At 43.9% G+C, this 14978-nt stretch carries 12 protein-coding genes; 10 read left to right on the top strand and 2 right to left on the bottom strand.

Annotated elements, in window-relative coordinates:
- The first annotated feature begins 17 nt into the window (after nucleotides 1-17).
- The 10 genes from AC19MX_RS01305 (at nucleotide 18) to AC19MX_RS01260 (ending at nucleotide 13309) form a co-directional block, all read left to right on the top strand.
- Entirely contained in the window at nucleotides 18-1970 is a 1953-nt protein-coding gene (locus AC19MX_RS01305) for a monovalent cation:proton antiporter family protein (RefSeq protein ID WP_432401436.1), read from the top strand.
- Between the two features lie 566 nt (nucleotides 1971-2536).
- Nucleotides 2537-3085 carry a sigma-70 family RNA polymerase sigma factor gene (locus AC19MX_RS01300; RefSeq protein WP_432401554.1) on the top strand — a complete coding sequence of 183 codons (549 nt, stop codon included), beginning with the start codon at nucleotides 2537-2539 and terminating at the stop codon, nucleotides 3083-3085.
- On the top strand, nucleotides 3082-3846 hold the full coding sequence (locus AC19MX_RS01295) for an anti-sigma factor (RefSeq protein WP_432401434.1): 765 nt from the start codon (nucleotides 3082-3084) through the stop codon (nucleotides 3844-3846). The genes AC19MX_RS01300 and AC19MX_RS01295 overlap by 4 nt, the downstream gene beginning before the upstream one ends.
- Before the next feature lie 439 nt (nucleotides 3847-4285).
- Entirely contained in the window at nucleotides 4286-5875 is a 1590-nt protein-coding gene (locus tag AC19MX_RS01290) for a DUF4331 domain-containing protein (RefSeq protein WP_432401432.1), read from the top strand.
- A gap of 10 nt (nucleotides 5876-5885) precedes the next feature.
- Complete coding sequence (locus AC19MX_RS01285; RefSeq protein ID WP_432401430.1) at nucleotides 5886-6401, top strand: Ig-like domain-containing protein; 516 nt, start codon at nucleotides 5886-5888, stop codon at nucleotides 6399-6401.
- Between the two features lie 58 nt (nucleotides 6402-6459).
- Nucleotides 6460-7560 (top strand): tetratricopeptide repeat protein, encoded by a 1101-nt coding sequence (locus tag AC19MX_RS01280; protein ID WP_432401428.1) that lies wholly within the window; start codon nucleotides 6460-6462, stop codon nucleotides 7558-7560.
- A gap of 48 nt (nucleotides 7561-7608) precedes the next feature.
- Nucleotides 7609-8712 carry a HupE/UreJ family protein gene (locus AC19MX_RS01275; RefSeq protein WP_432401552.1) on the top strand — a complete coding sequence of 368 codons (1104 nt, stop codon included), beginning with the start codon at nucleotides 7609-7611 and terminating at the stop codon, nucleotides 8710-8712.
- A 186-nt stretch (nucleotides 8713-8898) separates the two neighbouring features.
- Nucleotides 8899-9237, top strand: coding sequence for a hypothetical protein (locus AC19MX_RS01270; protein WP_432401426.1), 339 nt, complete (start codon nucleotides 8899-8901; stop codon nucleotides 9235-9237).
- A 424-nt stretch (nucleotides 9238-9661) separates the two neighbouring features.
- Nucleotides 9662-12868 carry a DEAD/DEAH box helicase gene (locus tag AC19MX_RS01265; protein ID WP_432401424.1) on the top strand — a complete coding sequence of 1069 codons (3207 nt, stop codon included), beginning with the start codon at nucleotides 9662-9664 and terminating at the stop codon, nucleotides 12866-12868.
- Nucleotides 12869-12961: 93 nt separating this feature from the next.
- Nucleotides 12962-13309 carry a hypothetical protein gene (locus tag AC19MX_RS01260; RefSeq protein ID WP_432401422.1) on the top strand — a complete coding sequence of 116 codons (348 nt, stop codon included), beginning with the start codon at nucleotides 12962-12964 and terminating at the stop codon, nucleotides 13307-13309.
- Here the strand turns inward: AC19MX_RS01260 and AC19MX_RS01255 are convergent.
- Both AC19MX_RS01255 and AC19MX_RS01250 read right to left on the bottom strand, forming a co-directional pair.
- Nucleotides 13306-14304: an NADH:flavin oxidoreductase gene (locus AC19MX_RS01255; protein WP_432401420.1), complete on the bottom strand. Its 999-nt coding sequence runs from the start codon at nucleotides 14302-14304 to the stop codon at nucleotides 13306-13308. The genes AC19MX_RS01260 and AC19MX_RS01255 overlap by 4 nt on opposite strands.
- A gap of 8 nt (nucleotides 14305-14312) precedes the next feature.
- Nucleotides 14313-14927: a LysE family translocator gene (locus AC19MX_RS01250; protein WP_432401418.1), complete on the bottom strand. Its 615-nt coding sequence runs from the start codon at nucleotides 14925-14927 to the stop codon at nucleotides 14313-14315.
- Nucleotides 14928-14978 lie beyond the last annotated feature (51 nt).

The following is a 14978-nucleotide window of genomic DNA, read 5'->3' as shown; positions in this document are numbered from 1 at the left end:
AAGGAACCCAGACCGTAATGGAACACAGCATTTTTATTCATATTCTTTCAATGCTTGTGATTGCGATTGTGGCGATTGCATTGTTGCGCCGCCTTGGTTTGCCGGCCATTTTGGCTTACTTGTTAACCGGTGTGGTGAGCGGCCCGAGCGGTTTTCATTGGTTTACTCAATTGCAAATGCAGTCGGTGGCTGAGCTTGGCGTGGTTTTACTGATGTTCACTCTCGGGCTTGAGTTTTCGGTGCCGCGATTATGGGCAATGCGCCGCACTGTATTTGGCCTAGGCAGTGCGCAAATGATTGTCACCGCATTGGTTGCCGGTGGTATTGCCATGCTAGTGGGCCAAAATCTGGTGGCTGCGGTGCTGATTGGTTCGGCTATTGCGTTGTCGTCTACCGCCATTGTGCTCAAATTACTAAATGAACAAAATTGGTTACGCAGACGCCACGGTGAGTTGTCGGTCAGTGTGTTGTTATTTCAAGATTTAGCCGTGGTGCCTTTACTCATAGTAATGCCGTTACTCGCCAATGATGGCACCCAAATGAGCTTTAATGCGATTGCGTGGGGCTTGCTAACCGGTATTTTGGCGTTTTTAGGCTTAATGTCGTTTGGTAAATGGATATTGCCGCGTATTTTCGATGAAGTCGCGCGCTCACGTTCAAACGAGTTATTTGTACTGTCTACTTTGGTTGTGGCGTTGGTCACCGGTGCATTTACCCAGTGGCTAGGATTATCCATGGCATTAGGGGCATTTATTGCCGGCATGTTATTGGGCGAAAGCCAATACCGTAGACAATTAGAAGCCGATATTAGGCCATTTCGTGATTTGCTTATGGGGCTGTTTTTTATCTCGATAGGCATGCTGCTCGACTTTAACTTAGTCATGCAATATTGGTGGCAAGTGTTATTGATTTTAGTCAGTGTGGTGTTGGCTAAAGCGTTGATTGTGTATGGCATACTGAAATTGGTGGGCGAGAACGGCAAAATTGCATTAAGTACCGCTATCAGCTTGGCTCAAGTCGGTGAGTTCAGTTTTGTGTTATTAGCACTGGCAGTGAATTACCAATTACTCGAAAACGAAGTCAGCACGGTTCTCGTGGCAGTTGCGGTTATCTCAATGTCGATAGCGCCGTGGCTTATTCGTCACAGTATTGATATTGCTAAAAAGCTTACGGGAGGCCATAAAAAGCCGCAAAATGAACCATTAGAGGTTAATTTACCCATTAGCGATGACAGCGATTTAGTGCTGATTTTAGGTTACGGCCGGGTAGGGCAAACCATAGCGCGCTTTTTAAAAACTGAGGCTGTGCCGTATATCGTGCTCGATCTCGATCCTACACGTGTAACTGAAGCTCGAGCCGCTGGAGAGAATATCTATTTTGGCGATGCTTGCCGTATGGCGTTATTAAAGAAAATGGGCATTCGTCAGGCCAGTTTGGTGGTCGTAACATTTTGCGAGCCAAGGCAATCAGAAGAGTGTCTTGCAGTAGCCAGAAAGCTCGCTCCCGAAGTGAAAATTTTAGTGCGCACTCGCGATGATTCAAACTTACATGAGCTTAAAGAGGCAGGGGCGACTCAAGTTATTCCTGAGTCGCTTGAGGGCAGTTTAATGTTGGTGTCGCAGGTATTGTTTAAATGCGGCGTGCCATTAGCGCGGATTATTAAACGCCTAGAATCGGAGCGTCGTAACCATTACCAGTATTTACACGGCTTTTTTTCCGGCACCGAAACCGATTTCACCCTCGACTTATTGCATGCGGTGTCGTTAGCCACGGGTGCCAGTGCCGTGGGGAAAACCATTGCCGATATTCCGTGGCAAACTTTAGATGTCGAATTAAGAGCTGTGCGACGCCGCGGAGAAGAAATGGACCCTCCACCGCTAGATTGGATTTTAAGGCGTAATGATATTTTGATGTTAGTGGGTAAACCACGCAGCATCGAAAAAGCCGAAGAGTATTTACTGCAAGGCTAATCTGTACTGTTTATCTTATACCCAAACAACCTGAAGATGCTCGATTTCAGCAAGAATTTACACGCGTTTAGGCAAGGCATTGATTGCGGGTAATGGTCGTTCCCTTTCCAAAATCAATAACGCAGCATAAACACGTGTAAAACTTGCCCTTTGGGAGTTTCACCGTGTTTCCCTGATTATTAAATCAAGAGCGTTGTTGCGCTAATTTATAAGGTACCTACATTACCGCATTAACGCGCCTAGTATTGAAAACACGGTGAAGCTCTGAAACACGGATCTTCAAGTTGATTGGGTATAAGTGTAGATGTCAGTTATTTTTTAAACGAAAACACCCTCATTGCAAAGTGAGGGTGTTTTTTTATGGCTCAACTTTCAGTATTCAACTTTCTATTTTCAACTGTGCCGCCGAGGTTGATTGCTCAGTTTGATTGCTCAGTTTGATTGCTCAGTTTGATTGCTACATTTTATTTTTCAAATGATGCATCCAAAAGGGCTGTTGCGACGTATTGAATTTATTGGGCCGTTATTTTTGCCAGCAGACCTACCAATAGGAAGCATCGTTGACTATGGAACAAGACACGTTATTAGGGTTGCTTAGTGCAACTGCCGCAGGCGATAAACAAGCCTTTGCAAATCTGTATAAACAGACGTCTGGCCAGTTATTTGCCGTGAGTTTAAAAATGCTCGGCAGGCGAGAACTTGCCGAAGAAGCCTTGCAAGAAGCCTATGTCAAAATATGGCATAACGCGACCGAGTATCAACACGGTAAAGGCCTGGTACTCACGTGGATGATTAGCATTGTGCGTTACCGAGCACTAGACATGCTGCGATATCACAAAGTGCGTAAAGAAGATCAATTTGAAGATGGCCAAGAAGCCATGTTCGAGGCTCCTATGTCAGGAGAGGGGGCAGATGAAGGGCCTGATATCACTAAGACCAAGCTTGATGATTGTATGGGTGAGCTTGAACCTCAACAAAAACAAGCCATTCATTTAGCCTATTACAACGGCTTAACCCACCATGAAGTGGTTGGGCATTTAGACTTACCATTGGGCACGATTAAAAGCTGGATCCGTCGAGGCTTACAACAATTGCAGAGGTGTTTAGCATTATGAATTATCGCGACCCCGAATTACGAGATGCATTAGCCGCCGAATACGTTTTGGGCACATTACGTGGCCAGGCTCGTCGCCGCTTTCAAACCTTGATGATGCAGATCCCCAGCCTGCGTGAAAGTACCTGGTTGTGGGAGCAACATTTACATGGCATGAACGAATGTTTAACCCCAGTTGAACCTGAACAGGCTGTGTGGCAACACATCAGCCAACGCCTTGGTTTTACCGTGGCTAATGCCGATATCGACACGCGTGCTGCAACTGATACTGCAGATGTGCAAACCAGTGCGCCATCAACATCACCTCAGTCAAATGTGGTGTCATTGTCATCATTTAAGACTCGCTTATGGCAGGGGGCAGCATCGTTTGCTACCGCTGCTGCAATTATCTTGGCCGTCGTGTTAGTTAAACAACAATCCATTGATTTACCCGTTGCCCAGCAGATGGCCGTAGTGCAAGGCGCTGAATCGCAAGCCTTATGGTTAATTGAAGTGACTGAACGCAGTATTGAAGTGCGCTCAACCAGTAACTTTACGCCACTGGCCAATAAAGATTATGAGTTATGGATGATTGCTAAAGGTGTTGAAAACCCGATATCACTAGGCTTGTTGCCAAAGTCAGGTCAACTATCGTTGCCTAAAAACAGCCAATTTGATGAGGTTGATATTGTCGCATTAGCGGTCAGTTTAGAACCGTTAAATGGTTCGCCAAATGGCTTGCCGACAGAGGTGCTCTACACCGCAGAGTTAGCCATATTGTAGTTAACATTTGTAGTTGAAATTTGTAGTTAAAGCTTGTCGTTACAGGTGCAGTTAGCGCTTGTTGTTCCAGCTTATAGTTCCAAGTAGAAGTATCAAGTTGAAGTATAAAGTTCTAAATATCAAATACTCAGCAACAAATACTCTGCAACAAATACTCAGCAACAAATACCCAGCAACAACTGCTAAGTCACAGGTAAGCGGTATCATTGCTTTTGAGTGATGAGTTTAATCACTTTATAACGGCCTAAATTTATTTAGGCCGTTTTTTTATGATTAAGCGGAATGTGCACATTTTATTTTTAAAGTTTATTTCTTTTATAATCAATATATTGAATGTAATTTTTCTGAAGTGTAAAAATTAAATCTCATTTATTGCATCCAATATCGCATCTCATCCGTTTATTGACATGACTCTACTCAAAACAACAAGGACATAGTCATGCAAGTACTCAAAGTATCGCTCATCGCAAGTCTCGTTTGTAGCAGCTTACTAGGCGCTAACGCCTTAGCATCAAGCCACCGAGAAGCACCAAACATTACCCGTATGCCAACATTAGACTCGACCGATTTTTATGCCTTTAACAGTTACGAAGCGGGACGCGAAGAATACGTCACGTTAATCGCCAATTATATTCCCCTGCAAGATGCTTATGGTGGACCTAACTATTACGCAATGGACCCCGCCGCGGTATACAGCATCCACATTGATAATGACGGTGATGCGATAGAAGATTTAACCTTCCAATTTCAATTTACCAACGAGCTCGCCAATAATAATCAAGGTATTGCTTTGACGGTTGGGCCTGCCGGTAATCAACGCAGCGTTGCCGTGCCGCTTAAAAATGTGGGTGCCATTAGCGCAGGCGATCAAAGCGCTGCAAACTTTACTGAATCTTATCAATTGAGTTTGGTAAAAGGCGCGCAAATGGACGGTAATGCCACGGTATTAAGTCACAGTGCTGGTGGCACCACATTCAATAAGCCGCTTGATTATATCGGTAATAAAAGTTTTGGTGATACCGCGGCCTATGCCGACTACGCCAGCCAATTTGTGTATGAATTTGCTATAGAGGGCTGTGAAAGTCCTGCCAAAGTGTTTGTTGGCCAACGTAAAGACCCGTTTGTGGTTAACCTAGGTAAAACCTTTGATTTAGTTAACTACGTGCCTGTTGAAGGCGACAGTGCTCCTGGTGCGGGCGATCAGGGCGGATTCCCTGGCGGTATTACCCAATCAAGTGACAACGATGACTTGATAGATAAAAACGTCACCGCATTGTCGATTGAAGTACCCAAGTCATGTTTAACCACCCAGGGTAACGGCACGATTGGTGCGTGGACTACTGCGAGCTTACCGCAAGCACGCATTTTAAACCCGAACGCTAAAAACGGTAAAACGGAGGTTAACGGTGGTGCATTAACTCAGGTATCTCGTTTAGGTAATCCATTGGTTAATGAGTTGGTGATTGGCTTAAAAGACAAAGACACCTTCTCGAGTGCGCATCCAAAAGATGATACTCAATTTGCTGATTATGTCACTCACCCAAGCTTACCTGAGCTGTTAAACATTCTGTTTAAAGATGCGGTTAATCAAACGCTGGGTGCCAATATTGCAACCCTAGCACCAACAAACTTTCCACGAACAGATTTAGTCACCGCCTTTTTAACCGGCTTTGCTGGTGTTAACCAACTTGAAACCGTGACGCCATCAGAAATGCTGCGTTTAAATACCGGTATTCCCGCTAAGCCACAAGCAATGCAATCTGCATTTGGTGTTGCTGGCGATGATTTAGCCGGTTTCCCAAATGGTCGTCGCCCAGGTGATGACGTGGTGGATATTGCGCTGCGTGTGGTGATGGGACGTTTATGTTATCCCATCCCTGTTAACGGAACAGACACAGACTTAGGCTTGTGTACTAAAGATGATGCCAGTGTCGGTAACGTGCCATTTACCGATGGTGCTCCGGTTAATGCAAGCATGATGATGGATCACTTCCCTTACTTAGCGACGCCATTGTCGGGTTCAAAATAAGGAGTCAATAATGAACACATCGACTAAATCTATCACTAAATCCTTGCTGTTAACTAGCCTATTAAGCGCTGGTTTGCTGGCTGGATGTAACTCAGACGACCATAACAAAAATGCCGTCAATAAAGCGCCAAAGGTTGACGACATCATGTTAACCACAGAAACCGAAACGGCAGTGATGGCGAAAATTACAGCCCGCGACGGCGACGGCGATGTTTTAGGGTTTACCTTAAATCAACAACCGACTTTGGGCATGGTGAGCTTAACACCCAATGGCGAATTTACGTATACGCCAAACACGGAGGTCACCGGTACAGATAGCTTTACCATTGCCGTGACTGACGGCATTAATGACTCTGTTAATGCCACCGTCATGGTGACGATTGAAGCACAACAGTTGCAGTTTTCAAGTTTGAGTCGTCAGGCATTTTCACAAGATGCTAACGATGAGCCGTTACGACTTAATGGTCGCGATGTCAGTAATGATGTCAGTGAAGCTAACTTCTATGACGATCTATTACTAGATTAAGCATCAATTAACTGTAAAACAGGACGAAAATAGCCATGGATGGCACTAAGGAGAATATATGCAAGGTGTAGCAACTCGGATAATACGCACAACATTAACCGCCTTGATGGGGCTGGGTATCGTGTTTGCAAATAACAGTGTGGCTGCGCCATACACGCCAGCATCGCAAGATGAAGTCATTGCAACCTGGAAGGTACTTGACGATTCACCCACCTATGCAAATAATGCAAATCAAGAGGTTAGCCTAGCTCAAATTAGCGAGTTTATTGAGCAGGGGCAATATCCTGGTGAGGCCGATTATCGTTATGGCCGTGCCAAAGCATTGTTGCAAGCCAAAATGAGTCAACAAAGTCCTGATGCGCAAACCTTTTACTTGTATGCGCGTGTGTTACAGCATCAACATCAATTTTCTAAAGCGATTAAGGCATTAGAACGCTCAATTACCTTAGACCCGTTAGCCGTTAATAGCTGGTTATTAAAAGCCAATATTCATTTAGTGCAAGGTGATGTCGTCGGTGCGCGCGAAGCCTGCTTGGCGTTAATCGGTAAAGCCGATATTTTACTCATTTCGACCTGCGCGTTAGAAGTGGCAGGGCAAAATGGTAAGTTGCCAGAAAGCTACAAAGAGTTGGCGCGATTATACAATTTATATCAACCCATTAATGAACAAGAACAATATTGGATAGTGCAAATATTAGCAGATATGGCCATGCGACAAGATCTTGCTGAGAGTGCCTTAGCGTATTTAAACCAGGTCGACTTACAACGTGCGCCGGTGAGCTTATTAGCCCTGTGGGCCGATGTGCAAATGTCTTTACAGCAACATCAGCAAGTTGTTGATACATTAGGTGATATTGTTAACGGAAATCCTATACAAGATGATGCACTCTTGCTGCGTTTAGCAAGGGCAGAAAAGGTGCTTAAGGGATCTGTTGAATGGCAATGGGCCTTTGCGCAACGTGTCGAGCTGCGTGAACAAAGACAAGACAGCTTACACGCCTCGGAGTTGGCACAATATTATTTATATGTCGATGTGCAACCAACAAAAGCACTGTACTGGGCCAAAGTAAACTGGCGTATTGCAAGGCAAATTAATGATCGCACTTTGCTTGAAGAAGCGCGTTTATTGCTCAAACAACAAACCAAAGAGACGGTTTAAGCCGTAACCAGTAAAAAGGAATACACTGTGAACCTATCTAAGTGGTTAATGACCGCAACTAAAAGTATCGCATTAATCGGTTTGTTGATTATCAGTCATGCCAGCGTTGCTCATCAAATGAGTACCAGTTATTTGTCGGTAAACTTAGATCAACAAGGGCAATTGCAGGGCGCGTGGCAAGTACGCTTTTTCGATCTTTATCAAGTGATTGATATCGACCAGAATCAAAATGGTCAGTTAACCTGGGGCGAATTACAACGCAATCAGCTTGCGGTGACCCACTATTTACAATCAAATTTAATCATAAACCGCAATCAAGACTGTGAATTGGTGTTTGATGTCGCCCAGCAAGTGGACCAACATTTTAACGAAGGTTATTTAGTCGCATCATTTAATGGCCTATGCCAGGGTGATGGTGCGCTTAAAATCGATTATCAAGCTTTTTTTGAGGTCGATACTGACCATAAATCGATTGTGACGATTGATACGCCTGAGCATCAATACACCCGAGTGATCAGTAATGATAACCGTACATTACTGATTAATTTAGCTGAGAGCTCAACCTACGACACCTTCACAGAATATGTTTATCAAGGTGTGATTCATATTTGGAAAGGTACTGATCATATTTTATTTTTATTGGCCTTATTATTAACTTGCGTGCTTATTCGTGAGCAAAAAAGCTGGCAGGCAATTGAAAGCCCAATAAAAATTATCAAACAGACCGCATGGATTATTACTGCGTTTACCTTGGCTCACTCGGTAACATTAACGGCCACAGCATTAGGTATTTTAGATTTTAGTAGCCATTGGGTTGAACTTGGCATTGCTTTATCGGTCTTATTTGCAGCGCTTAATAATATTTGGCCTATTGTATTGCGTTTAGGCTGGATAACATTTGGCTTTGGTTTACTTCATGGGATGGGGTTTGCCGGTGTGCTCGGTGAGTTGGGATTACCTGAAAACCAAAAGTTACTGGCCATTTTAGCGTTCAACCTAGGTGTTGAAGTGGGCCAGTTAGCGATTTTAGCCGTAGTGTTACCCATACTGGTTTTTTGCCGTCATCAACGATGGTATCGGGTGTGGGGAATGCAAGTCGGTTCTGTCGCGATTGGTATTATGGCGATTCAATGGTCTGTTGAGCGTTTTTAACCAATGATTAACCTGAATGATTAACCTTGAGCGTTAGCGTTAGTGTTAAGCGCTCGTTTTAAATCGTCTCAAGAGCCAAGCATAGTATTAATCACTATCAGGTCAAATAAGAATGCCATCGGCAGTTGCTGTTTTACTCGCACGCTGGTGGCGCTAATATTGAATGAAATAAAGGTAGGAGTCGTATTGATTACAATTATTGGGACAATAGTGACGCTCATTGCCGCGATATTTGCGGTTTATAAACTCAACCAATGTACTCATGGTATTTACTTATATATTCAACAACATTATCAAGATGAATATCAACATTGTGAGGCGCTTGGCCGCAGTGCAGGAGGAGGGCAACGCAATACATCGTTGTTTGTGATGGAATCGTTTCACTCAGGTAAACTCGCGAGTATTGACGACCCGCAATTACAACAAATGCGTCAGCAGCTTACGCGCTTAAAAACGCTATTCATTTTATCGCCAGCATTGATATTTTTAAGCATCATTATCATTGCTGAGCAGTGGGTTAACTAAAAGCTTACCAAGAGGTGAGTCACGCTTAACCGATCATCTCTGAACCACCAGTTAATCTTGGCTGATGGTTACACGCCATTTTCAGTGAATAGTGCTATTCCTTGGCGCTATTCATATCAAGCCAATCCTGCGAAACCGCTACTCACAAGGCACAGTATTTTGCGCCTTAGCAGCAAAGTCATGCCCTCTTGTGAACACATTCTAAGCTTGCCCTCAGTTAAATAATTGAATTGAGCGCCAAAGGGTAAACCGAATTTCTATCATCAACGTATCAAGATGCAAACGGCATTTACGTTTATTCGTGGTTAATTAACGCATAACAACACGCAAAAGCTAGATATTGCATGCTTTCTTCCATAGAATGGTAAGTTAACTTTTTATCAGCAGTGATGATTTTTCTGCTCGGTTTTTATTAGGTATATTGATGTCGGCGAAACTGTTTAATCTTCCCATTAAGCTTTCATTAGAGATGATTGCGAAACTGTTCTCGGCCACGCAAATTCAAAAAGCACAAAACTACTTGATCCAGGGTCGAGTATTAGAAGTGAGCGCCAGCAGTGATAATCATGATATAGAAGCCTATGTTGAAGGTTCTGCTGAAGAGCCATACCGCCAAGAAATCACCCTCGTCAATGTTAACCACAAAATAGTGATGCGATCGCACTGCACTTGTCCCGTGCGCACAAATTGCAAACACGTTGCTGCCGCAATGTTAGCGTTGGTGGATAAAAAACCGGTAGAAGAGCAACGCATTCACCAGTGGTTGCGCCAGCTTGATGAACAAAAAACGGTGACTGAGTTTGAAGATGAGGAAGAAGAAAAAGACCGCATTATTTATGTGCTGTCAAACGACCCTAACGGTATCTTTGTCGAATTTAAACGCAGTAAGCTCAATAAAAAAGGTCAATATAATAAAGGCAGTAAGCTGGCGTTAACCGACATTCGCTACAGTATGCCGTGGTGGATTGCCCCCGACGATAAACAAATCATTAGCTTATTACTCTCGTCTAATAATCAAGGTTCTAAAATCTACATCGACGGTGAGATTTCATACCTTGCGTTGGTCAAAATGCTGGCGGATCAAGTGTGTTTTTGGGAAGAAAATCGTACCCCGTTAACCTGGGCTAAATCTATCGCGCCAGAGTTTATCTGGTGTGAGCTTGATAAAAAACACACACAAATGCAAATGCGCATGCCCGGTCTTGAAAACTGGGAGTTTATTGCGACTGAGCCGCCATTGTATGTTGAATTAGATTATTTGCGTTTAGGTAAAATCGACACCGATTTATCGGCGAAAAAAATCAGTTTATTGCAACATATGCCGCCTGTGCCATTGGCGCAAGTGGACCAGATTAGCCACAAAATGTTGCAGCATTTTTCACCTAAAACCGTGCCCGTACCTAGCGAAATCGATTTTTGTGAAATTAACGACCCACTTAACACGAAACTGATTTTTACCCGTGAAATCTATGCTAATAATCCCATACTGCAACCGGTCATTCGGGTTGAGCAACATTATGGCAATATCAGTTTTAATGCTTCACTGAAACCAGAACGTATTAGTCTGGTTAAAAAGGGCAGTGTTCAATATCAAGTGCATCGCCATGTCGATCAAGAGTTAGCCATATTACAAGCCTTGACTGAAGCCGGTTTAGTGACGTTTATTCCGAGCGAATATGGCAAGCAGCCTGAGTATTTTTTAAGTGTTGGCTTATTACCTGAATCGATTTTTGAATGGTCTGATTTAACGGAAAGCGGTTTAGATGCGTTAACCGCATTGGGCGTAGAAATTGAGTTTGAAGATGATTTTGATTTAAAAATTGTCGATGCTCAGTTAGATGTTGATTTGGTCGACGATGATGAGTCTGGCTGGTTTTCATTATCACTGAGCGCCGATATTGAAGGTCAAAATGTACCGTTATTAGCCTTAGTTGCTCGTTGGTTACAACAAAACGGTGAGCCAGCCGATGACGACGAGTTAATTCTTCCTGGCCCAAATGGCGGCTTTATTAAAATTAAAGCCAAAACCATTAAGCCATTGATTTCGATTATTCAAGAATTGTTTAATCGTCACTCTGGCGATCATATTGCGATACCGCGAAACCGAGCCCACATCCTTAATGACTTATCTGCCAGCGATGTACGTTTGCTTAATGGCGAACGAGTGCGCAATCTTGCGACAAAATTAGCGGAATTCAAAGGGGTAACAGAAGTTGAGTTACCTGCGGGCTTAAACGCCACATTACGCGACTATCAAAAACAAGGTTTTGATTGGCTATGCTTTTTAAAAGAGTACCAACTGGGCGGGATTTTGGCCGACGACATGGGCTTAGGCAAAACCATCCAAACCTTAGCGTTTTTACTTAAAGCGAAACAAGATGCGACTGAACATCGCACCAGCTTAATTGTGTGTCCAACCAGCTTAGTGGGCAACTGGCTTAAAGAAGCCAACAAGTTTGCTCCGTCGCTCAATGTGGTGGTTATTCATGGTAATAAGCGCCAGCCATTGTTAGATCAAATTAATGACTTTGATGTCGTGGTGACAACGTATCCGCTAATGCTGCGCGATGAAGCTATTTACGGTGATTATGTGTTTGACCATATTATTTTGGATGAAGCACAGCAGATTAAAAACGCCCAGGCTAAAGTTACCCAGGTGATCAAAACCTTAAAGGGTAAGTTTCGTTTGTGTTTGTCTGGGACGCCGCTTGAAAACCACTTGGGCGAGCTGAAATCGTTAATGGATTTTTGTTTACCGGGGTTATTAGGTCAGCACAGTTACTTTAATAAAGAGTTTCGTGGTCCGATTGAGAAACAAGCGGATATTGAAAAATCAGTATTGCTGAGCAAGCGTATTTCACCGTTTATGTTGCGGCGCACCAAAAAAGAAGTGGTGTCTGAACTGCCAGAAAAAACCGAGATTATCCAAACACTTGAGCTTGAGAAAGATCAGCGTAACTTGTACGAGTCTATCCGCCTAGTGATGGAGAAAAAGCTGCGCGAACTGTTTGCTAAAAAAGGCGTGTCGAGCAGTCATATTGAGTTTTTAGATGCATTATTAAAATTACGCCAGGCCTGTTGCGACCCCCGCCTTGTTAAACTTGAGCAAGCACAGCAAGTTAAAGACAACGCTAAACTCACCTGGTTAATTCAAAATGTGCCCGAGATGATTGAAGAGGGTCGCAAAATCCTTATTTTCAGTCAATTCACAGGTATGCTCGCGCTGATTGAAGATGAATTAAAAACCATGGCAATAAGCTACAGTAAATTAACCGGTCAAACGCGCGACAGACAAACCCAAATAGATGCGTTTCAAGAGGGCGACAACTCGGTATTTCTCATCAGCTTAAAAGCGGGCGGTACGGGGCTTAACTTAACGGCTGCCGATACCGTTATTCATTTCGACCCCTGGTGGAATCCTGCTGCAGAACGTCAGGCAACCGATCGCGCGCATCGTATTGGCCAGCTCAATCCGGTATTTGTGTACAAGTTAATTGCGCAAGGTACGGTGGAAGAGAAAATCCAGGAAATGCAGCAGCATAAACAAGGTTTGGCAGACAGTATTTTATCGGATGGTACTCAAGGGCCATGGCAAGGTAACGCCGAAGATTTATTGGCGCTATTGAGTTAACGGTCGTTGTTTATATGGTCGTTGCCCTGTGTATATATGTTTATTTATAGTGGTTTAACAGTTAGTTAATATGAGGTTACGGCATTGCCAGCAATGTATTTTAAACGAGGTTCTGGTGCACCAAGGCCAAGACGTGGCAATCGTGCTACACCTGTGCTGCACATGGATTACTTTGAGCAAGTGTTTGTTGAGCTGCGCCGTCATCCTGAAAAAATCGCTATTGTGAGACACAACATTGCTGAATTTCAGGCGCAACCCTTTTTGAAAAAAGGCTTACACACCGCCATAGATAGACTGCTACTGGTATTTGAAGACAATGATGATATTGAATTGCTCTACAAACAGGTGATGAGTGACGATGTTGGTCAGCGAGTAAGACGCTACCCGCTGATTTTTAAAGGCATCATATCGCCGATGGTCAATGCGCCAGATAATGACTAGCCTTGCATCACCTTGTTAGCAAACTCACTTGGGCCCGCTAAAATCGCCCGGCCTACTGCGACTAAATCTACTTGCTTGGTGGCCAAAATCGTTTCGATATAGTCCACGCTTTCAATGCCGCCGACACCAATAACCGCCGCAGTGGTGGTGCCTGTTAACGGCGCGGCATCTTCAACTAAAAAGCCTTCGCCGCGTTTATCTTTAGGTCGATTCCAACCACCAATACCTGACGATACATTAAGGATTTCAACGCCAGCAGCCACTAACCATTGGCTCACTTGTGCCATGTCTGCATGAGATAAGCCGCCTGGGTATCCATCTTGGCCCGGAATACGCGTCATAACGGCTAGTCTTGGTGCGACTTGTTTAATTTGAGTCACTATTTCAATTAATATTCTGGCGCGGTTTTCAAGGTTGCCACCGTATTTATCTTGACGTTGATTGGTCAATGGCGATAACCACTGATTAATCCCATAACCATGGGCACAGTGGATTTCAACTAAATCAAAACCGGCTTTATCGGCGCGTATTGCTGCCGCCACAAAGTCTTGTTGCCAAGTCGTGATATCACCTAATGTCATTGTCCGAGGCGTCGGCAACACACGGTCGTATGCGGGTACGGTAATACCAGAAGGGCCCATGATATCACTGCTAATACCGGCACTGTCTTTACCGCCGCAATGGGTAATTTGTAAGCCCGTTTTAACGCCAGCATTATGCAGTGTACTGGCTATCTGGGTTAACCCTAGTAAACACGCATCATCGTACGCACCGAGTTGGTTTGTTTCACTTCGCCCTGCCAAATTCACATGGCTATATTCAACCATCACAAGGCCTGCACCCGATTGGGCTAAATTGTGATAATGGCTAAAGGTTTTTTCGGTTGCCAAACCATTAACGTCTGCCGTTTGTGATGCCATAGGCGGTACCACTAAACGATTTTTGAAGGTTAATCCGCTGGTTAAAGTTAAGGGGGTAAAACGTAAAGCAGTCATTGAAAATCCTATAAGGTAATGGCAACCAAGATGCCTGCAAGCAACATAATACTGCCCGCGGTGCGATTAATGATGTTGGCAGCTTTTGTTGAGGTAAACACTCGCTTCGCACTCGATGCCAGGTAAGCATAACCGAGATTTACCGAACCAAAAGCACAAGTGGCAATGGTTAAAATAATGATGACGTCCAAAAAGCTGACCTGGTTCATTGGCACAAATGCGGGAAAAAAACTCACATAGAAAATCAGCGCTTTAGGGTTACCTAAAGTAATCAAAATGCCAGTGAATACATTTTTAGTTAAGCTGACTTTGGCCGTCTCAACGAGTTGAACGCCATGCGCTGTCGCGCGAAGCATACTGATGCCAAGCCAACACAAATATAAGGCGCTGGCATATTTTATCAGTTCAAATGCAGGCCCCATTGGATTGGCTATGGCAGACAATCCAAACAGGGCTAATAAGATATACAGAAAATCGCCAAGTAGCACTCCAATTGTCATCGCGACGCCATGAGAAAAGCCATTAGAAAATGAGCGAGACACCACCGCAAAAACCGCAGGGCCAGGTACAATGGCCAAAATAATCATGGTAAAAAATAATGCGATAATCTGTGGGTAAGCCATTAATGTTCTTCAGTTCGGTTTTTATTATGATGGATGGCACACCTGCCGATT

Source organism: Shewanella sp. MF05956 (assembly GCF_059758055.1).
Note: the sequence above shows the minus strand (reverse complement) of the source record. Positions and strands in the feature narration are given on the sequence as shown.